This window comes from Paenibacillus sp. FSL R7-269, from assembly GCF_000517865.1.
Lineage (GTDB): Bacteria > Bacillota > Bacilli > Paenibacillales > Paenibacillaceae > Paenibacillus_AQ.
This window is the reverse complement of sequence record NZ_ASPS01000016.1, coordinates 12,762-36,313: the sequence shown is the minus strand read 5'-3', so window position 1 is coordinate 36,313 and position 23,552 is coordinate 12,762. Positions and strand designations below refer to the sequence as shown.

General features: G+C 51.5%; 22 protein-coding genes. 13 read left to right on the top strand and 9 right to left on the bottom strand.

The features are described from left to right. The first annotated feature begins 57 nt into the window (after positions 1-57). Positions 58-1,173 (top strand): DNA cytosine methyltransferase, encoded by a 1,116-nt coding sequence (locus C162_RS07430; protein WP_036693064.1) that lies wholly within the window; start codon positions 58-60, stop codon positions 1,171-1,173. Positions 1,174-1,209: 36 nt separating this feature from the next. On the opposite strand, the gene C162_RS07425 is transcribed toward C162_RS07430, so the two are convergent. Then, on the bottom strand, positions 1,210-2,073 hold the full coding sequence (locus tag C162_RS07425) for a hypothetical protein (protein ID WP_036693063.1): 864 nt from the start codon (positions 2,071-2,073) through the stop codon (positions 1,210-1,212). A gap of 141 nt (positions 2,074-2,214) precedes the next feature. Beyond that, positions 2,215-2,472 (bottom strand): helix-turn-helix domain-containing protein, encoded by a 258-nt coding sequence (locus C162_RS07420; protein WP_036693061.1) that lies wholly within the window; start codon positions 2,470-2,472, stop codon positions 2,215-2,217. A 152-nt stretch (positions 2,473-2,624) separates the two neighbouring features. Between C162_RS07420 and C162_RS07415 the strand changes: the two genes are divergently transcribed. From C162_RS07415 to C162_RS37445, 7 genes are all read left to right on the top strand, one after another. Then, the gene (locus C162_RS07415) at positions 2,625-3,122 is read left to right on the top strand and encodes a hypothetical protein (protein WP_036693059.1); all 498 of its coding nucleotides are present in this window, start codon (positions 2,625-2,627) and stop codon (positions 3,120-3,122) included. Between the two features lie 142 nt (positions 3,123-3,264). Beyond that, a complete protein-coding gene (locus tag C162_RS07410) occupies positions 3,265-3,951 on the top strand; it encodes a nuclease-related domain-containing protein (protein ID WP_036693057.1) in 687 nt (228 codons plus the stop codon). Between the two features lie 5 nt (positions 3,952-3,956). Next, positions 3,957-4,280: a nucleoside triphosphate pyrophosphohydrolase gene (locus C162_RS07405; RefSeq protein WP_036693056.1), complete on the top strand. Its 324-nt coding sequence runs from the start codon at positions 3,957-3,959 to the stop codon at positions 4,278-4,280. 489 nt (positions 4,281-4,769) lie between these two features. Further along, on the top strand, positions 4,770-6,575 hold the full coding sequence (locus C162_RS07400; RefSeq protein ID WP_235218370.1) for an MrcB family domain-containing protein: 1,806 nt from the start codon (positions 4,770-4,772) through the stop codon (positions 6,573-6,575). Then, positions 6,547-8,961: a DUF2357 domain-containing protein gene (locus C162_RS07395; RefSeq protein WP_036693052.1), complete on the top strand. Its 2,415-nt coding sequence runs from the start codon at positions 6,547-6,549 to the stop codon at positions 8,959-8,961. Before C162_RS07400 ends, C162_RS07395 begins: the two co-directional genes overlap by 29 nt. A gap of 62 nt (positions 8,962-9,023) precedes the next feature. After that, positions 9,024-9,860: a copper amine oxidase N-terminal domain-containing protein gene (locus C162_RS07390; RefSeq protein WP_036693051.1), complete on the top strand. Its 837-nt coding sequence runs from the start codon at positions 9,024-9,026 to the stop codon at positions 9,858-9,860. A 25-nt stretch (positions 9,861-9,885) separates the two neighbouring features. After that, positions 9,886-10,590 (top strand): NADAR family protein, encoded by a 705-nt coding sequence (locus C162_RS37445; protein ID WP_063828991.1) that lies wholly within the window; start codon positions 9,886-9,888, stop codon positions 10,588-10,590. A 193-nt stretch (positions 10,591-10,783) separates the two neighbouring features. Here C162_RS37445 and C162_RS37565 read toward each other — a convergent pair whose 3' ends face one another. Together C162_RS37565 and C162_RS35905 are read right to left on the bottom strand one after the other, a co-directional pair. After that, positions 10,784-10,867 carry a putative holin-like toxin gene (locus tag C162_RS37565; protein ID WP_367272796.1) on the bottom strand — a complete coding sequence of 28 codons (84 nt, stop codon included), beginning with the start codon at positions 10,865-10,867 and terminating at the stop codon, positions 10,784-10,786. A 479-nt stretch (positions 10,868-11,346) separates the two neighbouring features. Further along, the gene (locus C162_RS35905; RefSeq protein WP_156949560.1) at positions 11,347-11,505 is read right to left on the bottom strand and encodes a hypothetical protein; all 159 of its coding nucleotides are present in this window, start codon (positions 11,503-11,505) and stop codon (positions 11,347-11,349) included. A gap of 396 nt (positions 11,506-11,901) precedes the next feature. Between C162_RS35905 and C162_RS07380 the strand changes: the two genes are divergently transcribed. Further along, the gene (locus C162_RS07380; RefSeq protein ID WP_036693050.1) at positions 11,902-13,005 is read left to right on the top strand and encodes a slipin family protein; all 1,104 of its coding nucleotides are present in this window, start codon (positions 11,902-11,904) and stop codon (positions 13,003-13,005) included. 96 nt (positions 13,006-13,101) lie between these two features. Here C162_RS07380 and msrAB read toward each other — a convergent pair whose 3' ends face one another. From msrAB to C162_RS07355, 5 genes are all read right to left on the bottom strand, one after another. Further along, positions 13,102-14,655, bottom strand: coding sequence for a bifunctional peptide-methionine (S)-S-oxide reductase MsrA/peptide-methionine (R)-S-oxide reductase MsrB (gene msrAB / locus C162_RS07375; RefSeq protein WP_200869189.1), 1,554 nt, complete (start codon positions 14,653-14,655; stop codon positions 13,102-13,104). Between the two features lie 18 nt (positions 14,656-14,673). Further along, a complete protein-coding gene (locus tag C162_RS07370; protein ID WP_036693048.1) occupies positions 14,674-15,390 on the bottom strand; it encodes a cytochrome c biogenesis CcdA family protein in 717 nt (238 codons plus the stop codon). Between the two features lie 43 nt (positions 15,391-15,433). Continuing rightward, entirely contained in the window at positions 15,434-16,390 is a 957-nt protein-coding gene (locus C162_RS07365; protein ID WP_442792423.1) for a HAMP domain-containing sensor histidine kinase, read from the bottom strand. Positions 16,391-16,473: 83 nt separating this feature from the next. Then, entirely contained in the window at positions 16,474-17,178 is a 705-nt protein-coding gene (locus tag C162_RS07360; protein ID WP_036693045.1) for a response regulator transcription factor, read from the bottom strand. 76 nt (positions 17,179-17,254) lie between these two features. Beyond that, on the bottom strand, positions 17,255-17,797 hold the full coding sequence (locus C162_RS07355; RefSeq protein WP_036693044.1) for a hypothetical protein: 543 nt from the start codon (positions 17,795-17,797) through the stop codon (positions 17,255-17,257). A gap of 222 nt (positions 17,798-18,019) precedes the next feature. Here C162_RS07355 and C162_RS07350 point away from each other — a divergent pair, with 222 nt between their 5' ends. From C162_RS07350 to C162_RS07335, 4 genes are all read left to right on the top strand, one after another. Next, the gene (locus C162_RS07350; protein ID WP_036693042.1) at positions 18,020-19,177 is read left to right on the top strand and encodes a 5-methyltetrahydropteroyltriglutamate--homocysteine methyltransferase; all 1,158 of its coding nucleotides are present in this window, start codon (positions 18,020-18,022) and stop codon (positions 19,175-19,177) included. A 750-nt stretch (positions 19,178-19,927) separates the two neighbouring features. Beyond that, entirely contained in the window at positions 19,928-20,995 is a 1,068-nt protein-coding gene (locus C162_RS07345) for an ABC transporter substrate-binding protein (protein WP_036693038.1), read from the top strand. A gap of 1 nt (position 20,996) precedes the next feature. Further along, entirely contained in the window at positions 20,997-21,764 is a 768-nt protein-coding gene (locus C162_RS07340) for a (2Fe-2S)-binding protein (protein ID WP_036693035.1), read from the top strand. Between the two features lie 51 nt (positions 21,765-21,815). After that, a complete protein-coding gene (locus C162_RS07335) occupies positions 21,816-23,540 on the top strand; it encodes a helix-turn-helix domain-containing protein (RefSeq protein ID WP_036693032.1) in 1,725 nt (574 codons plus the stop codon). The last annotated feature ends 12 nt before the right edge of the window (positions 23,541-23,552 follow it).

The window sequence follows — 23,552 nt, the reverse complement described above, 5'->3', positions numbered from 1 at the left end:
CTTGGGTATTTTGATAAAATAAGTAATTTGATTCTGTTGAATTAGGAGGACACCGATATGGAAAGAGTTTATACTAGCATCGAATCATTTTGTGGTGCGGGTGGCCTTGGTCTAGGATTGCACGAGGCGGGCTTCGAGATCGGAGCTGCTTTCGACCTTAATGAACCAGCAGTTTTGACGTATCGCAATAATCTTTCAGATAAAGTCTTTGTTGCAGATGCTTCAAGGTTATCGGGAGATTACTTGATGGAATATACAGGTATAAAACGTGGAGAGCTTGATTTATTCGCTGGAGGGCCTCCATGCCAAGGGTTTTCTAAACAAAAACGCGGAGCTCATTTGGGAGACGATGAAAGAAATAAATTAGTTCTGGAATTTGTACGTTTGGTAAAAGAACTTGAACCTAAGTTCTTTCTGATGGAAAATGTTGCAATGTTGGGACAGAAGCGCGGTTTGTTTTTCATTGAAGCTTTAAAAGAGGAACTGAAGGATTATATATTATTTCCACATATTTATAATTCGGCGGATTATGGGTTGGCACAAACCAGAGAACGGTTTATCATTGTTGGAAAACATAAAAAAATCACTGCACCATTTGTAATTCCACAACCAACTGTTAATGTTTGGAAGACTGTCGGTGAAGTTCTAAGGGATTTACCAGAGCCACCTGAAGATCACAGAATTGAACATCCAGATATAGCTAACCATCAAAGAGCGAACGTTTCAGCAATGAATATCAAGCGCTTTTCATTTGTTCCACAGGGTGGCGGATGGAGAGATATCCCTATGGAGTTTCGCTTAGAATGCCACAAAAATGCCGATACCTCTAAAGGTGGATGGCCAGATGTTTATGGTCGTCTTAGATGGGATGGACAAGCTTCAACAATAACTGGTGGCTTTGATAGCTATACTCGCGGTAGATATGGACATCCTCTTCAGAATCGTCCATTAACTCCGCGAGAAGCAGCATTGCTTCAAGGGTTTCCATTAGATTATCGCTTTTCAGGAAATCGACATGAAGTAAGACATCAAATTGGTAATGCGGTCCCCCCCCTACTGGCTAAAGCGATTGGTTCGGAGATATTACGTACATTAATGATTGAAGACGAGAACCGTTCCGGTTCGTCCGAAGTAAAGCAAGGCATACTTGAAGTTGCAGCTGCGCAGCAATAAAAAAGGATTCGCCTCAAAGGCGGATCCTTTTTTACACTATGCATTTCTAAATAAACTGTGTACCTCGTAAAAGAATTCTCCAAGCGTTTTAACGTTGATTGGTGGAAATACATTATTGAGTGCTAAGTATTTACTAGGTGCATCTAAATAATAAACGCGATACAACTGGGCAATAAACAACTGATATGCCCGCCATTGTTCAGGGAGACAAATGTCGGTCACTTCGAGCTTTTTTTGATCTGTCTTTGTCTCCGATAAACACACTAACATACCTAAGAATCTTCCAGTTCCATAAACTCCATCCAAGACGCGTTGGTGAGCCCAGACTTGAATTACTCGTTCTCTAGTTGAAGTTTTAACTGGCAAGTGAATCTTAGGGCGGTTATCCCCCAGGTCAAAAATGTAATCAGTGGGTAGTGAAGCATCTCTATCCAAATTTAAGACACGAATTGATTTTTGGGGCTGGACTAAGAGTGTCTGTGCAAACCAATGACTAGCAAAGTATTCAAAAAAAGTACCTGGAGTTTTCTGATCACCACTCTTGCCTAAGTCAATAACAGCACAAAAACTAATAGCCATAGTATACAATGCCTTGGTAATTTCTTCGGGAGAAGTGCTGCCTAATTCATTATTTATCAAATGTTTAATGGTATTTTCTACTGCTGATATGTCTTCAAGGAAGAGATCAAGATTTATTGCCCTAGAATTTTTCTTTTCATTTTGAAAGACAAAGTATCGCTTTTCTGGGATTAAAGATAGTAAAGGCACCCTGTTTACGGAACTCAATATGTTACGGCACACTTGGTGTAATTCAATAAATCTATCAGTAATTTCTGGATTCTGTGCATTTACTTTTGCTAGAATACCGATACGTTTATATAATGCAATTGCTGTTAGCATGTATACTCCTATCGTGCCATACTCATAAGTAAAAGAAAATGAATGATAACAAAGCAATCTTTTAGAGAAAATGGTTCTTATGTTATGTATGGCAGGTATGATTTTTTATTATTTGATAAGTTAGCTATAATAACTGAGCGGTCACTCAAAGGAATATCCTTCCCCCAGCAACTCTCCAACCGTAACCTCCAGCGCCTTCGCAATAGCCACCACCTCATAATCTTGGACAAGTCTATGCTGACCTTCCAATCTTGATAAACTGGTCGGGCTGATATCCAAACCAAAGGTTTGTAACCGGGCAAGAAAATCCTTCTGCTTCATTTTCTTAGCTTTGCGAATTGCTACGACTCGGCTCCCGATGATGTTTTTGTCACCTGGGGGCTCTTTGCGATGTCTCATTCCCATGTCACCTCACAATATTAACCAAATTGTATGCGAGGTAGGAGTTGTTTTAATGCGGATATCGAATTAAAATGAAATAAACCGATAAACGCATTAAAATGTCTATACATCGTCTACTACCATAGCTTTGACAGAAAGGTGAGGGTACAATGCAAAATCTAATTTACAAGTATGAGGAGGAGAAGCAAAGACTGAATGAACTCGGGCAGAGGTTACTGGAAGAAGGGGTTCCGTTAAGCACTAATGAGGCGCTTCAGGCTCAGAGTCGCAGGGTGGATGAGCTTATTAATCAGATGTATCAAGAAAGGAACGGAAATTCAGAGGCTTTGCATTTAAACTTCTGTCCAGGGGGAGATGTGGTGAGTTTTCCAACGTGGTTTATACAAACAATTCAGGGTCGACTAAATGAGGTGACTGCACAAATAGAATATGAGTCCGAGCCTAGGCAAGCTTTTGAAGAAGAGAGTGAGGCATTTCAGGCGTTGTTCGACTCCTTAGATATCGCACGTATGCCGAAATTTGAGGATTGGGAGAATAAACTCCTGGTAAAGCAATCCGTCCTTTATGAACGCCTATATCTTCAAGGCCTTAAGGATGGAATGCAGCTTGCACATTCCTTTAATGCTCCTTCTGTTCTCTCGGAGTAAGCACAATAGACAACATAAGGATATTCACGTTTGGGCTGTCCACGCGACAGTCCTTTTCTTATGCTCATTAATGGGAGGGAATCCTTCCCATATTGTCGAATTACCATACATATTGTAAATCCAGAGGATATGAGGTTGGGCTATGTTTGGAGAACTAAAGAAACTCTTCCAAAAGTCAGACACTAAGCCGCAACAGGCTGCGCACAAGGCACATGCTCCAAAGCCTAAACCCAAGGTTGCTCCCACCCGAATTGGTGAACTAGGCGAGCATAAAATTAACATTCAGCTTGATCAGCTACCTAAGGACTGCAAATTCTTAAGCGATCTGCTGCTCCCTAATCCCAAATCCAGAACAGGTTATGCCCAGGTTGATCATGTTGTTATTTCCCCATATTGCGTATTTGTTATTGAGACAAAAAACTACAATGGAGAAATTAAAGGTGGGCGGGCGGATCAGCAATGGTCGGTGAGTAACCGGTACAAGATGTATAATCCGCTGAAGCAGAACTATGGGCATATCAAGGCCATTGAGGGTCTTATAAAAGACGTAGCCGCTGTAAAATACATCTCTATGATTTCATTCACGATGAGATGTAGGTTCAGCATTGACCCGGAGCTGCGAAAGATTCAATCGGACGAACTGGTTGTCTATGATGTCGAATTAAGTGAATTTATCTCTAGGAAGCTGATCAGCTTGAAGGCGGGAACCTCTGAGCCTCCTATTTCTGCGGCACATCTCCAAACCATATATGATCGTCTGGTTCAGGCTAACATCACCGATGCCGAAATACGTAAGCTTCATATAGATAAAATCAAGAAAAGGGGCTGAATGAAATGCCGATCTACAACAAGCTTGTTCGTGACAAAATCCCTGAGATTATCCAAAGTACAGGTAAGAACTCTAACTGCATCACCTTAGAGTATGAATCCTATGTTTCTGAACTGAAAAAGAAGCTTCGTGAAGAGGTAGAAGAGTATAACCAAGCCGCTGGTGATGCAGAGGCGGTGGAAGAGTTGGCCGATATTCTTGAGGTAGTCCATGCTCTTGCTCAATTACATAAGATCCTGCCAGAGGATCTAGAGAAGGTGCGCGCCAAGAAAGCTGAGGAACGTGGAGCCTTTAGAGATCGAACTTTCCTAATTGAAGTGACGGAGTAGCCACTTTCGCTTGAAATTAAATGTGCCTATTGGGGGATCAACATGACATTACCAGAATCCATTAGTCAAATTTTCAAGAAAAAACAAAAATCATACAAGATGGTTCTTGTCTTATCCTTAATTGAAGAGTTGAAAAATACTAATCAAGAGAGAGCGGCCTTTGATAAAGTGAAGGAGCGATTTCTGGGTTATTATATACAGCAACAAGACAATGGCCATAGGGTGGATGAGCCACCTTCCCGCTATCACTCCCGGTGGAGTGAGATAACAAAAGGCCAACTTAATGCTATTTTGACGACACCTGTTAAGGTGCTTTCAGAAATAATTTCGGTTGATAATGAGGATAATTCAATTGGTTTCAATCCAGAGGTGAAGCATAAACTCGGAGAGGCTGGCCTAACTCAACTTGAGAATCTGGCACAAGAAGAGCTACACAAGTACAATGCGGCAATGCAACAGTTCTCTCTGAAAAAACACCTGGAGAATATTATGGAGCATTATGTTCAGGCCAAAAGAGAACCTTTTAAGGATCATTCCTTAGGCATCTTATTACGCAGGACGATTCCATCTGAGCTAAGAGCGTTGCCTTTCCTGAATGAAGAATACTATAAGATTCAAGGCTCTATTGGGCAGGGAAAATGGGCGGATGTACCTTGGTTCTCCATATTAGATAAAAGAATTACTAGTACCACGCAGAGCGGTGAGTATGTCGTCTATCTTTTTGCGGAAGATATGAGTGCTGTGTATCTATCATTTGCTCAAGGAGTAACAATTACACCGAAGGAGAAGGGGAGCGACGATAAGTATACCTACCTACGCAATAAAACCCAAGAAATTCGTAAGCTCATTCCTCTCACAAATATGAATAAGGACGAGAATATTCAGCTCCTGGGCCATGGCCGAGGGAAGGATTATCAGGCATCTACGGTTGCATACATAAAGTATGAACGTGGTAAAGTGCCTTCGGATGAGACATTGATACAGGATCTACAGAACGTAGTGGAAGATTATCGCATCTACGTTGAAGAGCATGTACTTAATGAAACGGCAAGCACTCTGGAGGTAGAGTCAGTGACAGAGCATATCGAATCCGTACCTGAGCCGATTGAAGACGCTGAAATCCCCTCTATCCTCCACCACATCCAATCCCACATCCGCCGCCAGGGCTTCTTTTTCCCGGAGCATCTGATTGAGAACTTCTACCTGTCGTTGAAGGCGAAGCCGTTCGTGATTCTGGCGGGGATCTCGGGGACGGGGAAGACGCGGCTGGTGAAGCTGTTTGCAGAGGCGCTGGGGGCGACGCGGGATGATGGGCAGTTTACGTTAATTCCGGTACGGCCGGATTGGAGTGATCCTGCGGATCTGCTGGGGTATAAGGATCTGGCGGGGCGGTTCCAGCCGGGGCCGGTGACGCAGGTGTTCATGGAGGCGCGGCAGCCGGAGAACCGGCACAAGCCGTATTTGATCTGCCTGGATGAGATGAACTTGGCCCGCGTGGAGCATTATTTCAGCGATCTGTTAAGTGTGCTGGAGACGCAGGAGTGGCGGGAGGGAGAGATTCAGACGCAGGCGCTGATCTCTGCTGCCATGCTGGGTACGCCTGAGGATGAGCTGAAGTACGGCGGCCTGGGCATCCCGGAGAATGTGTTCCTGATCGGGACGGTGAATATGGACGAGACCACACACCCTTTTAGCAAAAAAGTCCTCGACCGCGCCAGCACCCTGGAGTTCAATTACATCAATCTGCAGCAGTATCCACAGGCGATGACGCAGGAGGCGGACGGTGCCGCTGAGCTGGCGGAGCTGAATCATCTGTTCCTCCGTTCCGATTACCTATTCTTGGCCGATGCCTACGATACTCATCAGGAGCTTGTGGTGCGGACGACCGGAAGGCTGGTTAGGATCAACGCGCTGCTGGAGGATATTCATGCCCATGTGGGGTTCCGGGTGCGGGATGCGGTCTGCTTCTATATGATCTATAACGAGCGGTATGGCCTGATGGATGAGGAAGAGGCGTTCGACTGGCAGCTCCTGCAAAAGCTTCTCCCGCGCATTCAAGGCAGTCATTCCTCAGTGCGCCGGGTCCTGCTGGGCTTAATGAAGGAGGCCATTGGGAATGGTACCGGACTAGCCGTGAATATCGAATCGCTCATGGAGGATGCTTCTCCGCTCTATCTGAAGTGGGCTGGCGGGCAGACGCCGCCTGGGGTGAAGCATCCGCAGAGCGCCCGCAAATTGGCTTACATGCTGAGGAGGCTGGAGGAAGATGGATTCACCTCATACTGGCTCTCGTGATCAGGCGGTAGAATTGCTGCGGGTGGAGACGGAGCTGTTCACGCTGTATCTTCTGGGGAAGCCCTATCATCCTACGGTGGAGACGCTGCAATTGCATCGTTCTACAGAGCAGGAGTGGGTGGAGGCCACGCTTGGCATAAGTTGTTCGGAGCGGCTGGGTGAGGTGCAGATTAAGGTGTTCTCGCCGGAAGCCTATGGGCTGGTGGATTGGGTGCCGGGGGAGAGGGCTTGTCCTTGCTTTTATGAGACGCAGTCTTACGAGCTTGTGCTTCAGACTAAGGGGGCGGCGAACCTTACGTTCTATCATGAGAATGTGCTGCTCCGGCAGGCGGTGAAGCCGCTGGGGGACTCGATTCTGGCGGGCGTGCTGAACTTCAAGAATGAGGTCGGACTGACGGAATGGGAGATTCGGGGGGACGGGAGGACGCTGCTGCGGGTGGAGATGGAGATTTTCCCCTCGAAAATGGATTACAAGCTGGATTACCAGAACCTTCTGCATGAAGTGAATGCGCAGATCTATAATCTGGCCTTCGACTTCCTGCGCCGCACCTACCAGCTTACCGGGCTGCGGGAGACGCAGCATCAGAGCCTGACGGAATTCTTCGCGATCCTCCAGCATATCTTCAGACAGCTGCTGGAGGCCGTGGAGCGGATTAACAAGAACCCTAACTATGCGCTGCTCCAGGACCGCCGTCTAAGGGATGCGAGCCGGGTCAAAAAAGCCGGAAAAGAGAACATCCGCGAGCTCGCCAAGCATCCTGAACGGTTAAGGGAGGACGCGAAGCATGGCTTCTTAAGCATTGACAACCGAAGCTACACGGCCACACACCTGATGGAGACGCGGAAGCGCCTCGCCTATGATACGAATGAGAACCGTTTGGTCCGCTGGATGCTGGAGAGGATTCACGGGAAGCTGAAGAGTCTTAAGAACCGCTGGAGAGAGAATAGCCGAACATCCGACCCTTTGCTGATTACAAGGCTGGATTCTATGCTCACGCAGATCGGCCGGGTGCTCCAAATGGACTTTGTGCGTGAGGCTGGTGTGCTGAAGCAGATGTCCGTGACATTGGTGCTGCAAATGGCTCCTGGTTACCGGGAGGTGTACCGCTGCTATCTCATGCTGCTCAAAGGGCTGTCGATCCAAGGCGATCTCCTTCGCCTATCCATGAAGGATGTCGCGCAGCTCTATGAGTACTGGTGCTTCCTCAAGCTGAATCAGCTGCTGGGGCAGAAGTATAAGCTGGTGAAGCAGGATATTATCCGGGTGAACCGCAGCGGGATCTTTGTGACGCTGGACCGTTCGCAGAGCGCTAGGATGGTGTATGAGAATCCGGTCAATGGGGAGCAATTCATCCTGTACTATAACGCGATTCCTGAGAGGGATAAGACGCCGACACTGAGCCAGCGCCCGGACAATGTGCTTACGCTGAAGAAGAAGGATGCGGGGCAGGTGAAGGAGTATAAGTATGTTTTTGACGCGAAGTACCGGTTGAATCCTGCCTATCCCGACACCCCCTATGAGAAAAGGTACGGGCAGCCCGGGCCGGAGGAGGACGACATTAATACGATGCACCGCTACCGGGACGCGATTGTGTATCAGGAGCAGGGCTCGGGGGAGTATGAGCGCAGCATGTTCGGGGCCTATGTGTTATTCCCTTACCCGGATGAGGAGCGGTTCAAGAGCCATCAGTTCTACCGCAGCATTGAGCTGCTCAACATCGGTGCCTTCCCGTTCCTGCCGAATGCTACAGGTCTGGTGGAGCAATTCCTGGAGGAGATTATCCGCGACAGCCCGGAGAAAGCCTACGAACGATCGACACGCCCGCGCGGCACGAAGGAGTATTATGCCGATAAGCTGGCGGGTAAGAATGTATTAGCCGGTTCTGTCCGGGGGCCGGAGCAGATTGGGGTGGCGGTGCGGAACGCTTTTTATCATATGCCGCTTAAGAATCTTGCCAGCCAGAAGCTGCTGACCCAGATTGAATACATCGCAATGTGCCAATCCCGCAAGAAGTTCATTGATCCGGCCAAAACAGGCATTCACTGGGTAGGCAGGGTAGCGGATTGGAAGGTGCTGCGGCGTAAGGAGATTACCGAGGTACCTTGCCGTCCGGGTACAGAAGAGGACCTGTATGTCCGGTTCACCATTGAAGAATGGAAGAGGTTAGCTGACCCTATTGCGCTAGGAGGGCAAGGGATTCTCACGGTGCTCCATACCAGCAAGTATATTCTGGACCGGGCCCTGGAGATTGCCGAGCTTCGTCTGGATACCGAGACCGAACTGCGCGAATGGCGGGAGAAGCGCCGCAAGGGCCGGGTGAAGGTGAGACTGGATCATGAGGAGTATGTGGATTTGGGTCGGGTGGTGGAGGTTAGGAATATTTGATAGAGACCTGGAGAAGCGTAGACATTTCGATTCGTTTGAAAAAAAGGAGAGGTTGATGAATTATGAATCATAGCCAACGTCCATTCTTTCGGTTCGCTATGAAAACCTTGATTATGCTGCTGTGCGCTGGTCTGCTGCCACTCGTGCATACAGGGGCCCCGGCGCAGGCAGCACCGGTAGTGGGGAACCAGATCAGGCCGCTGTTGATCAACAATCAATATGTGCTGTTTCCGGGCAAGCTGGCTCCCTATATCGAGGCAGGCAAGTTAATGGTACCTGTCCGTGCGTTTGCAGGGGCGCTGGGTGCACAACTGACCTATGATGCCGCCTCCAAAAGCTCTACGATCTCGCTTCTTGGGGAGAGCGTGGGGCAGCTGCGGGCCGGGCAGGCCACGGCGGTGAACAAAGACGGCATTTCAATAGCACTGGGGACAGCCCCGCAATTGCGGGAGGGCGTGCTGTTTGCACCCATGAATCCGATCCTCACCGGGCTGAAAAAGCTGAAATGGGAGAACATGTCTAACCTGCTTAACCGCAATGTACTGCTGGTGCAGGGACGGGGCGACACGGTGCTGCCGCAGGCCAAGTCTTGGCAGAGCGTGACTCCGTTTGGAAATGTGCCTGGAGAGCACCAGAATCCCTTTTACCCTACTCTGCTTACACAGTCTGCCGACGGGAAAGGCTTCCGGCTGGCGTTGAGCGTGATTAATGCTTCCGGGTTTGTCATTCCCAAGGGAGCTTCCAGCTTGGAGTTCGTTGCTGTGAACAGCCAGGGTCAGGCCGTTGTCCGGCAGCTTCCAGGCCCCTTGAAGGAGGCGCCTAAGGCAGGAGCTCTGTCATTCACAATCAATGTGCCCACAGCGCCGGATTATGTGATTTTCAATTCACGGATTAAGTAAAAAACACAAGGAGGCCAGGCCTGCCATGGACACCCCGGAACACATTCAGAAGCTGCACGATGAACATAGAAAGGAATGGTTATCGGCTAAGCCAGAGGCGCGCATAATACGCTTCTATGAAACGGATAAGCCTTACGGCTGTTTTTCTAATTTTGCGAAGTATCCGATTCTGTTAAAAGGCAAAGAGTGGGCGACATCGGAGCATTACTTTCAGGCGCAGAAGTTCGCAGGGACTGAGCATGAAGAGGAGATCCGGCTCGCCAGTACGCCTATGATCGCAGCCAGGATGGGTCGGGAGCGGAATCGGCCGCTGCGCCCGGATTGGGAGGAGTGCAAGGTTCAGGTGATGCGGGAGGCATTGATTGCCAAAGTCGAGCAGCATTCTGTGATCAAGTCCATCTTGCTATCTACAGGCGATTGTACCCTTGTTGAGCATACCTCGAATGATGCCTATTGGGGAGACGGCGGGGACGGGCAGGGCGGCAATATGCTGGGCAAGCTGCTGACGGAGATTCGGGATGGTCTTGCGGGATACAGCCCCGAGTTCTTTTTGCCCGAATGGATGGTGTATCCTGATCTTCCTCCCTTCAGTATGGGCTGGAGAATGGGCGCGGGGGAGGATTATTTGGTGCAGCTGCGGGATTGGAGAGGGAAGCAATCATCGGAAGCTCTTAAGGAGTACGATGGGTATTTTAACCCGCCGGAGGAGTGGGCTCGGGCTAATGAGTAATTCTAAGAAAATAGATATCTCTATACATTTTCTTACTTTATGAAATGATTTGTGGTATAGTAAAGGCAGAAAAAACGTAGAATACAAAGAGAGCCGTGCTCGATACACGACTCTCGGAGCAATAGCCGCTTTTAAGGGCGGTGGCTTTCGGAATATCAGTTAAGAAATAGACCGATTCCTTGGTGAGGGCGGTCTATTTCTTTTTGTGGAAAGAGAGAATCAACACAACCAGAGTCGCGAACGAAATCATTAGCGTCAATGCTTGGTATACCTCCACAGGCTTCACCTCCCTTCCGGGAGATTAGCCGACCGCCCATATAAGCCTTTCTATTGCTTCAGCGATTATACCATGAATGGAAATTTTTGAATATACGAACAGCGCAGACTCATCCAATGGAGCCCGCCGGAAGAGGGGCTAGGGGTACTGAGAAATTTTGAGAGAGTGGTGCAATAGGCAGAAGAAAGTATAATGAAAAAAGAAAGCCGTGCGGCGAACACGACTCTCGGAGCAATAGCCGCTTTTAAGGGCGGTGGCTTCAAAAGTTTATCCATTGAAATAGGATCGCTTCCTTAGACCAGGGCGGCCTAATTCTTCATGGGGGAATTAAGCAATGCGATAATGAACATGCCGAACATGAACAACAGGGATTACGAATGGAATACACAAACCGAATCCTTAACCAAGCCCAAAAGCAGGCTCCCCCACCTGCCTTTGGGCTTTTTCCTATGCCTCTTAAAATCCCCCCCTCTGGAAATTTATTCTTCCATCGTAATACTTCCGCCATGTTCGTTCCGCCGGATATCAGCGATGATAGACCCTGTAAGATAACGCGGAGCGCGTTCATCCTGCATCCGGTTCTTATCCGGGCGGGCGTAACGAGGCGGGGATCTCTGGTGATCCCGCAGTGCCGGCATGTATGTTACGGTATCCTGTACGGTCCGTTTCGGTAAGAGCAACTAAGGGGTTCGATTCCCCGATCGCCTTCACAGCGACGTTGGTTACACTCGATTTCCATCGAGCCACAATTGAAGCACAATCTGAGTAAGGAAACCAATGGACAGCATCCCTGGCGGCTGGTGTAGCGCTACTGCGGCAGGGCTTTGTAATCCGTGGATACCGATTGAAGGACTGCCGGGGAGGCAGTGGCTAGGACAAAAGTGAACGCAACCGCCCGAAGGTGGGGTAGCCCCGTACACAAGCAGTCCTCCCAGATCTCCCGGCAGACCGGCTGTCTCAAGCGTGATTCCGTCCGGGTCCGCAGCGGGATTCTGTCATCCATTGGTCCAATCATGAAGGGGGTATTACATACGATGTTGAAGACAATCACGATTCAAGCGGACCAGCGCGGTCTGCTCTTTCATAAGGGAAGTTATGTGAAGCGGCTGCTGCCGGGAACCTACCGTTATTTCTCATGGTCGCAGCATTCTGTTGTGATCATGAATATTGCCAAGCCGTTCAGTGTGGAGGGCAAGGACCTGCAGCTGTTTTTACAGGATGATGATCTCCTGCGGGAGCTTGAGGTGGTACGTGTACAGGATCATGAGAATGTGCTGCACTACGAGGATGGTCAGTTCATGCAGCTGCTGAAGCCGGGGGTGTATGCGTATTGGAATCTGCTGAGGAAGCACACCTTCGTACACACCGACATTCGTGTGCCGGAGCTGCCCGCCGGGATCGACCGCTCGATCATCGCACGGCTTACGCCGCACCTGCAGAGCTGCGAAATCGCCAGCCACGAGCTGGGGTTCCTATTCTATGACCATACGCTACAGCGGGAGCTGACGCCGGGCAAATATTATTTCTGGAAGGGACCGGTCTCGGTACTGACCAAGAAGGTCGATCTGAGACAGCAGCAGATGGACCTGCTCGGCCAGGAGATGATGACGGAAGATAAGGTTACGCTGCGCCTAAACTTCGTCTGCCAGTACCGGATCGTAAGTCCGCACCGCGTGCTGGAGATGAAGGATTTCGATGAGCAGATTCATATCCAGCTTCAGCTCCTGCTGCGCGAGTATGTCGGGACGCTGAGATTGGACGATCTGCTGAAGCAGAAGGAGGATGTGGCGACGTTCATTCTGGACCGTATCCGGGAGAAGGAGGAGGAGTTCGGGGTGAGTTTCCTTGGGGCGGGCGTGAAGGATGTCATTCTGCCGGGAGACATGAAGGAGATCCTGAACACTGTGCTGCTCGCTGAGAAAAAAGCCCAGGCCAACCTGCTCACCCGCCGGGAAGAGACAGCCTCAACGCGCAGCCTGCTGAATACGGCGAAGCTGATGGACGAGAACCAGACGCTGTTCCGGCTCAAGGAGCTGGAATTCCTGGAGAAAATCTGCGACCGGATCGGCTCCATCTCGGTCACCGGCGGCGGTGATCTGCTGGAGCGGTTAAGCTCACTGATCGGCGCAAGTAAATAGACAAGAATCGCCCTCCACACAGCTCAGCTTATGAGCTAGTGGAGGGCGATTCTTATTGTATGAGAAGCTCCTTACATCGGTACGACTACGCTTAATCTACTTCACCAACCCCGTCAAATACCCGTAATGCTCCCCCTCCATCTGGTCCAGAGGGATGAAGCGGATAGAGGCGCTGTTGATGCAGTAGCGCTTGCCGCCGCGGTCTGCGGGACCGTCGTCGAAGACATGGCCCAGGTGGATGTCGCCGGATTGGCTGCGGACCTCGGTGCGTTCCATGCCGAAGCTGGTATCCGTATCATAGGTGACGACCTGCGGGGCAATGGGCTTGGTGAAGCTGGGCCAGCCGCAGCCGGAGTCGTATTTATCCTTGCTGGAGAAGAGGGGCTGACCCGTGGCGATATCGACATACAGGCCAGCCTCGTAGTTATCCCAATAGTCGTTGCTGAAGGCACGCTCCGTGTCATTCTTGACGGCTACCGCGTATTGATCGGCAGTTAACCGCTCCTTCAGTTCTGCGTCGGAAGGGCGCGGGTATTGGGCCGGGTCGATGACCGGCTCTTGCTCATCCAGGATGCTTAAGTCAATGTGGCAGTACCCGTTCGGGTTCTTCGCCAAGTAGTCCTGATGATATTCCTCCGCCAGATAGTAGTTCTCCAGAGGAAGGACTTCGGTTACGATTTTCTTGTCATACTTGGTCTGCTCCTGTGCTACAGCCTGCTGGATAACAGCTGCATCCTCCGGGGACGAATAGTAGATTCCTGACCGGTATTGAACGCCCCGGTCATTGCCTTGCTTGTTCAGGCTGGTCGGGTCAACAACCTTGAAATAAGCTTCCAGGAGCTGCTTCAGGGTGACCTGCTTCGGATCGTACTTCACATGCACAGTCTCCGCGAACCCCCGGTCCCCGCGAATAACATCCTCGTAGGTCGGATTCTCGCCTTTCCCGTTGGCATAGCCTGAGGTGACATCCTGAACTCCCTGAATGCGGGCCATATACGCTTCCACACCCCAGAAGCAACCGCCTGCCAGGTACAGGCTACGCAGATCCTTCTCGGCTATACTTGCGGTTTTGACCGCTGGAACCGGGGCGGCAGCTGAGGTGGAGCTCATTCCCGCGAAGGTGTCCTTAATCAGCTCGTTGGAGGCATGACCCGGGAGGGACTTCACCAGCATTCCTTCTTCATCTATATAAAAAGAGCTGGGATACGCCCGTACCTGAAACTCCTTGGCCCATGTCCCGTCTTCATCGAGCAGCACAGTCAGATTGTCATACGGCTGCTTGTTGAACCAGTCCGTGAACTCCTTGGCGGATTTCTCGCCTTTGTAGCCTGGGGTTACAATCGATACCACCTGGAAGTCCTTCTCCTGGCCGGCCAGCGTATTCAGTTCCTCCAGACCGGCAAGGCAGATGGAGCACCAGGAGGCCCAGTATTTCACATAGACCTTCTTGCCCTTCAGATCCTCGAGCTTCAGCGAATCACCCTTCAGATCCTGCAGGGCGAATGCCGGAGCCGGCTTCCCCTTGCTCATAGCTGCGCCAGAGTCTGTCTTACCTGCTCCTGCCTCCGGCTTGACGCCGCAGGCGGCCAGGACCGCGAGCATTCCGCCAATGACCATGAGCATTCCGAACCACTGCCATATCTTTTTCATACCTGATTCCTCCTCCCGTTATTGAATCCAGCTCACAATCGTATTCAGCTGGTCTGTCATTAGCAGCAGCCCCATGGCGATCAGCATACAGCCGGAGGCGATCTTAATTCCGCCCATGAACCGGTACAAGCGGCGAATCCGCTGCACCAGATAGTCTGAGAAGACGGATAGTATAAGGAAAGGAATTGCCAGACCCAGCGTGTACAGCAGCATGAGGAATCCTCCGTAAGCAGGGGAGCCCTCCCCGGCAGCGATACTGAGAATGCCCGCCAGTACCGGGCCAATGCACGGCGTCCACCCGAAGCTGAACGTCAGGCCGAGCAGGAAGGCCCCGATATAGCCGCCACGTGCTGCGCGGGGACTGGACAGCTTTTTTTCCCGTTCGAGCCAGGAGATCTTGATTAGTCCGGTCTGGTAGATTCCGAATAAAATGACAATCGCTCCGCAGACGGCAATGAACCTGGAGCTTGAAATGACATTGCCAAGAATGCCGGAGCCGAAGCCCAGGGTGATGAAGACCACAGATAGTCCAAGCACGAAGATTAGGGTCCGCAGCATGAATACCGAACGGAACCGCAAGGAGCCTGCGTCCACCCCTCCCTGATTCACATTGCCCGCCAGGCTTCCGGACAGATACGAGACATAGACCGGAAGCAGCGGCAGAATACAGGGTGCAAAAAACGATAATACCCCTGCGCCGAAGACGCCGAACAGGAATACAAAATCACCAGCCATCTCTATCACCACCTATATGAATACGCTTCTCTAAAGCTAAGGCTTACCGGCTGGTGTAGATGGGGACCGTGAACCAGAAGCAGCTTCCAGAACCTTTAGTGCTCTCTACGCCGATCTTGCCGCCATGCAGTTCTACAATGGATTGTGCGATGGCAAGACCCAGTCCGGCGCCTCCGCTATTCTTACTGCGTGATTTATCTATCCGGTAGAACCGTTCGAAGATCCGTGAGGTCTCCGCAGCTTCAATTCCCTGACCCTCATCGCTCACAGCGATTCGCAGGAACGGGCCTTCCTCGGCGGCGGACAGCACGATATGGCCTTCTTCAGGAGAATGTTGAACCGCATTCTGCACAAGATTGGACAGCACCCGCTTAATCTGCGTGGGCATCATCAGGGCCGCGGGCAGCTTTTCCGGCAGCTCAATCTCGACCTTCAGCCGCTTCTCCGCCAGATGGAAGGAGAAGCTCTCCAGCGTGCTGATCAGCAGCTCATCCGCATGGCAGGGCTGCGGGTCGAAGGTTCCGCCGCTGGCCTCCAGGCTGGATAGTTCAAAGAGGTCCTGGATCAGCCCCGCCAGCCGCTTCGTCTCCAGCCGGATCGTATTCAGATACCGCTGGAAGGTCTCTTCGTCCTTGATCACATCATCCTCCAGCGCTTCTACGAACGACTGAATGGAGGCAAGAGGGGTCCGCAGATCGTGGGAGACATTGGCGATCAGCTCCCGCCGGGCGGACTCGGACTGGTGGAGATGGTCGAAGCTCTCTTTTAACTTACTGCTCATCTCATTGAATTGCCGGGCCATCAGCTTGAACTCGTGCGGGCCGATGGTGGGGACCTCGGTGTGGAAATCCCCCTCGGCAATCCGTACCGTCTGCTCCGTAATCCGGGCAATGGACTTCTCCACCGGCCGCGTCAGCAGATGCTGCAGGACGAAGGAGAACACGCCGATCCCGGCTGTGATGCCCGACAGATAGTATAGCTGATCAATGGTCAGCAGCATCCGGGAATAACTGACGAATAGACAGATCAACAATACGCCGATCCCCGTGAGACTGGACAATAATAGATAGGTGCGCAGCTTCATCAGATGCCATCACCCGCAAACTTATATCCGATTCCCCAGACCGTCTTGATGTATTTCGGGTCGGAGGGAGTCTGTTCGATCTTCTCGCGTAATCTTCTTATATGCACCGTAACGGTAGTCGTATCTCCTTCATAGCTGAAATCCCAGATCTTGCTCAGCATCTGCGTCCGGGAGAACACCTGCCCCGGATGGCTCGCCAGCAGATACAGCATTTCGAATTCGGTCACCGTCAAGTCAATCGCCTGCCCGCTGATCTCCACCGTACGCTTCCCGACATCGAGGGTCAGTCCTTCGTACTTGATTGTGTGCTCAGCGGCGGTAGCCGGCGATACCTGGACAACTCTCATTCTGCGCAGAATCGCCTGCACCCGCAGTACGAGCTCCCTTGGACTGAAGGGCTTAGTCAGATAATCATCCGCCCCCATCGTCAGCCCCATCAGCCGGTCCTGCTCCTCGCCGCGCGCCGTCAGCATGATGATCGGGAGATCTTCGGTCTGCCGGATCTCGCTGCATACCTCCCAGCCATTCTTATGCGGCATCATCAAGTCAAGCACAATCAGGCTTGGAGACTGGCTGCGCCATAGCTCTAGCGCCTCCAAGCCATCCTTGGCGGTGGTGACCAGATACCCCTCCCGTTCCAGATACCTGCGGCACACATCGGTAATATTCGGATCATCATCCGCGACCAGCACTCGTTCATTCATCTTAACCCACCCCATATCTGTCCAAAATCCATTTGATTCCATCATATCATATGGCGGGGGTCCGGCTCAGTCCGGCTTATTTCATGGCCTTGGCAGGCTTCATGTACATGGTCACTACCGTATCCGCCACATAAGTGCTGCCATCGTACAGGGCCGGAGCCATGCTCAGATTAACCGTCTTACCGTCGACCATCATTTTTTTCGACCCAATCATAACCTTGATCATCTTGCCCATCGGCATCATGCCGTCGTCCATCATCTTGCCGTCATCCATCATCTTGCCGTCATCCATCATCTTGCTATCGTCCATCGTCTTGCTGTCGTCCATCATCTTGCCATCGTCCATCATGTCGCCATCGTCCATCATCTTGCTGTCGTCCATCGTCTTGCTGTCGTCCATCATCTTGTCCATGTACATCAGCGAGACGGAGCGGTCCTTGCTGTTCCATTCAATGCTGTAGCCGTACATCATGGCGGCCTGTCTTAGGTTCATCAGCTCCATGCCGTCTTTCTTCATCGTCTTGATGCCTGCCGCCGCACCGGAGATGCCGGACACCGCCAGAGAGAGAACCAATACTGCCGCTATCATGAACCGTTTGCCTGCTTTGCTGTTACCCATGCTAATCACGCTCCATTTCTTTGTAGTGGTTACATGGAACAGAATAAACGGGAGAGCTTACGATTCTCTAAGCGAAATCTTACGATTGTATTACGGCGGCGCAAAGAACGTATAACTTCTCCCTATAGCCAGATATCAGTTATAAGTGTTACGTCTAATGCCGTACTCCATGCTAGAATTTATACACAAAGACAGAACAGTGGAACTAGAGGAGGGCTAATCATGTGTGATAGATTTCAGATCGTAGGCAGCCTGCTGCGTCCGGCGGAGCTATTAGAATATAAGCAGCAGATTGAACACCGGGACGATATTCAGTATCCTTTTTACGGGGATTTCCAGGGCTATGAGCAGTGTGAGGCGAAGGCGATTCAGTCGGTAGTCGAGCAAGCGAAGGAGAATGGGCTATCGATTCTGACGGATGGAGAGTATTCCAAGTCGATGTGGCATCTGGACTTTGCGTGGGGCTTCCAGGGGATGGAGCGCTATATCGCGCCTCACGGGTATTTCTTCAGAGACGTTGACGGCACCTCCAAATACGAGACGCGCAAAGACATCGGTCTGCGCATCACAGGCGAGCTGGGCGGTAAGAATCACCACTTCCTTCAGGCGTACCGCCAGCTTCAAGAGCATGCGGGAGACAGGGAGACGAAGCTGTGCGTGCCTTCGCCGTCCCATATCTTCGGAGAGCTGTCCTGGTCGGATAACCTTGGCGGCGAAGGTGCAGTGTACCAGAACCGTGATGAGCTGAAGGCCGGTCTAGTGACGGCATATAAGGATTTTGTAGGGGAATTCGCAGCCGCTGGCGGTAAGATTCTGCAATTCGACGACTGCCTCTGGGAGCTATTCGCGGACGATAATCCGAATTCGCCCTTTACCGGTGAGGCAATCAACCATGAAGAAGTACAGAGTCTCGCTACAGAGTTCATCGATATTAACAACACCATTATTGATTACGGACATAGCTTGGGGCTGCTTATGTGGACCCATAACTGCCGCGGGAATTATGATTCCCGGAATATGGGCGGCGGCTCTTATGTGAAGATTGCCAACCTGTTCCTGAAGCAGCTGAAGTACGACCGCTTCTTCCTGGAGTGGGACGACGAACGCGCGGGCTCGCTGGAGGCACTTGCCGTGTTCAAGGATAGACCGGAGACGGAAATTGTACTAGGCTTGCTGTCTTCCAAAACCAGTACGCTGGACGATGAGACCCGTGTCCTCCGCATGCTGGATGAAGCGTCCACGATCATTCCGAAGGAGAGATTACTGCTCTCCCACCAATGCGGCTTCGCGTCCTGCGACGGGGGTAATGAGCTGACGGAAGCGGAGCAATGGGCGAAGATCAGACAGGGGCAAAAGATTGCTCAGCAATACTGGGCTTAACTTCATTAATAGGCAGCAACTGTTCATAAAAGCAAGCCCGCATCTGGCAACAGGATGCGGGCTTATTGATTGTTTAGGTAACATGTATAGAGGATTCCTGCAAGAAATGCAACATTGCTGCCCATTAGAAGCGTCTTACGCTGAAATTCTGCACGAAATGCAACAAATCCAGTGCTAACTTGCTCTAAACACCGAAATTTGTGTGAATAATGCAACATTGTACATTCAGTAAGTAATAGTTAAAGAGGAATCCTGCAAGAATTGCAACAATTCTCTATACAAGCGGCTGGTAAGAGAAGGCATCGCATCCTTCACCCGACAGGGTGATTTCCTAATGTTTCGGTCTATATCACCTGCTATATAGATTAAACTTGAAAATTAAAGTTAAGGGAAAAGTGGCGGAGGGGAATTTTGGAACTGTAGGAGCGGAAGCGCCCGCCTGAAGGCTTTCCGCAGGAAAGCTCGCATCGTAAGCATAGGCTGTGTTTGGATTTCCACTGCGCGTAGCAGTTTTAATCAAGAAATTCAAACACAACAGCGGCCGGAAGTCCAAAACTTCTCTGGAGTCACGGCCAATCCCAAAAGAAAAAAATATTAGTTCAATTTATATAGCTAAACAACATGTCGCATTTATCCGGCTGTAATGTCGCAAAAGTACATGGAAACAGAGGCAGCAGATCGGATATACTCGCTTTAACAATTATGATAATGAAAATCATTATCACATAATACATAACAGGGGGAGTCAGTGTGAACAGAGCAACACAGAAACAAGAGGCCGGCAGGAAGAAATTCGCCGCTGGGCAATCAGGATTATTCATGGTATGGATGCTGGCACTGGTATTGGTACTGACAGCTTGCGGATCTGGAGGGGGAGCTAATGCAGGGACAGCCGCACAGCCGTCTGCGTCAGCTGAACCGTCTCCGTCGGCTGAAGCACAGGCGCAGGCATCACCGGAGGCACAGGCGACAGCAGCCTACCCGGTTACTCTTAAAGATATGAAAGGTGAACATACGCTGACGGAGAAGCCGAAGGTGATCGCTGTGCTTGACGTGAAATTCGCCGATCAGCTGATCGCGCTTGGAGAGAAGCCGGCAGGCAGCGTGGTTGCTGGAACCAAGGACGAGTTCCCGGAATATCTGAGTGCTCAGATGGATGGTGTGAAGGTCCTGGGTACACGCGATGAGCCCAATCTGGAAGCAATTGTGGCGCTGAACCCGGATCTGATCCTGATGACTGATTTTCAGGAGGAGGCTTATGAGAGTGTCAGTAAAATCGCGCCTACAATCGTACTGGACTTCTATGAGGATTGGCGGGATACGCTGGCTACCATCGGTACAATAACAGGTAAGCAGGCAGAGGCCGAAGTGGTGAAGAAGGCCTATGAGGATAAAATCACCGGACTGCGTGAGCAGCTGTCGGCGAAGCTGGGCGACGAGACGGTCGCGCTGATTCGCCCGAGACCGGAAGGGATCCGTGTACATGGTCCTGAGCACCGTACTGGAAGCATTCTGTATGAGGATCTGGGATTAAAGGCGCCTGCGTTCGTTCAGGCGATCAAGGATGATACCTCGGTTGAAATATCGATGGAGACTGTCTCTGATATCGGGGCAGATCGCTATTTTCTGCTCTCAGATGATCTGTTCGCCAAAGAGGCAGAGGCTCTGGCCAGCAGTCCGATCTGGAAATCCCTTGATGCAGTGAAGAATAACCGTGCCTATGATGTGAATTCAACGCTCTGGATCGCGTATTATGGTCCCCTTGCGATCAATATTATTGTAGATCAGGCCTCGGAAGCGCTGCTTGGAGCTAACTGAGATGGACCAATATCTGTCGTCCGCCCCCTGGAGGGAACTGGCGGAGGATTACCGGATGAGACTGGGGGAGCCGCCTGCGGGCAGCGTCCGCACCATTGCTCTGAGTGAGCTGCAAGACGAGGCGGTGTGCCGCGAATATGTTAGCTGGCTTAAGGATTATATCGGTGCGCCGGACACACAGGTTGCGGCTTCCATGCTGGCTAAGCGGATCGGATATCTGTGGATCGCGCCAATACTGACCGCCATGACCATTCATAATCGTGAAGTCTTCTTCCCGCTGGACAGAAGCTTCCTCTATCATCCGGCTTCTGCAGAAGAGACGACATTCCCTTTCCTGGCGCTGGACGGGCTTCAGTCAGCCTCCCCGCCGGATGATCGGGGAGTGTGGCGCGAAGCTGTTGTTAAGGGGAATTTTGCAGTACGGCTTGCGCCGATGCTGCAGACGCTTGCTGCCGTTGGACCTGTCTCCATGGCTGTGCTGTGGGAGAATATAATGGTGCGTATTGCCCCGCTGTATGCGCCCGGAGCAGATCTGTCCGGCGAAGAAAGGCTGCGGATGCAAGAGGACTTTACGTATCTGACCCGGATGGCCGCCGGTCCATTGTTCAGCGCAAGACGCAACCCGTTCACCCTGTTCACCGAGGGGAGTGACGAGGCTCCGGTTGCGAAGAGCAAGCGTATCACGTGCTGCTTTTACTACCGGATGTCCGGGGAATATTGCAGAAAGTGCCCGAAAATTGACAATGAGAATGAATCTCAATTAAAATGACAGCAGGTCTATCCGTTTAGCAAAGGATACTGTTGTCAGGAGATGAGAGAAATGCCGCAACAAGAACAGGCGAGTCTATGGAGTGATACGGCGGTCAAGATGCTTGATGTGCGCAGTGGTACTGTGCCGCCCGGCGGCGTGCTGGGCGAAACGGAACTGGCGGCAAATCAGCTGCTGCTGGCCATCGGCGGGCAGGGAGGGCTTGTGATGAATGGTGAAGGCTGCCATGTCCAGGCCTCTTTTGCTTGTCATGCTGCCAAGGGATCAGCCTATACTCTGAGTGCGGGATCAGACAACATTCATTATACAGCTATTAGCTACAAGGCCATTCCTGTTGCGGGAGCTGCCCATGTGCTCTTCCCGCAGCGCAATCACCCGCTGCGGACTTCGTTTGTACACCATTCCGCGCCCCCTGCGGAGCTGCATATGGCAGCGGAGAGAATTGCAGCCAAATGGAGCCGGGGAGAAGGACTGGAACGCTTCCATGCCAATGCGCTGCTGCAAGGCATGCTGTGCGAGCTTATTATGGAGCATGAACGTGGTCAGGGCGGCAGAGAGCCGGATATGGTGGAGGTTGTTGCCGCCTATATCGCGGGACATTATCGTCAGGAGCTGGGGCTTAAGGAGCTGGCCGCACTGGCCGGATGCGGCGTGCGGCAGCTCCAGCGGCGGTTCAAGCAGGAGAAGCAGCTCGGGCCGATGGAATACGTGATCCAGCTGCGGATGGAGAATGCAGAGCGAATGCTGCGTTACACGGATGCTCCCATCGGCGTAATCGCGGAGCGGACAGGCTACCGCGACATGTATTATTTCAGCAGAGCATTCAAGAAGCATTATGGAGTCCCTCCGCAGCTCTACAGGCGTGCTGCCGCTTCAGATCCGGGGACGGTTCCCGTTCCTTCGGGATTGCCGGAACGCTCGGTCTCCCCGCACGGATCAACACAGGGTCCGGTGATCCCCCATCTGCGGGGCGAATATCTTGTCACCTCTGCTCCGCAGCGGATCGCCGTGCTGGACGTCCAATATGCTGACCATTTACATGCGCTGGGGATGTCCCCCGCAGGAAGCGTAGGCTTCGGAAGCGGGGCGCTGAATTTCCCGCCGTATTTCCGGGAGAGATTAACGGCAACGGAAATGCTCGGAACCTATGAGTACCCGGATCTGCCGGCGGTTGAACGGCTGCGGCCGGATCTGATTATCTGCACCGAGGTGCATGCTCCGCACTATGAACGCTTAAGCCAGGTAGCGCCAACGGTCATGTTCAAGCGTAATGAGAGCTGGCAGACGATTCTGCGTCTGTTCGGAGAACTGACCGGCAAGCAGGAGGAGGCAGAGCATATTATTGCCGATTATCTCCGCCGTACAGCATTGCTGTCCGCAGAGCTTGCTCCGGTACTCGCGGGTAAAAGTGTTGCGCTGATCCGTCCGCGCGAGTCCATCGTCCGGGTACACACGGCTTCTCACCGCACAGGTGCTGTACTGTACCGCGACCTTGGTCTGCCGGCCCCGTTATTTGTGGCGGACACCGCCTCTGACACGGCCTATCATATTTCCGTGGACAGACTTCCGGCTGTGCATGCTAACTACTACTTTTTGCTCAGCAACGAGCGAATGCAGGGGGGAATATCGATGACAGAGCATAGTGTGAGGGGCATGCTAGGTGCAGATCAGCGGCAGCTTATATACCCGGTAGATGCTGCTACCTGGATCGGCTGTTATGGACCTACAGGCATCAACTGCATTCTGGATCAGGTGGCCCAGGCCTTGCTGGCTTGAGTGATGACGGCT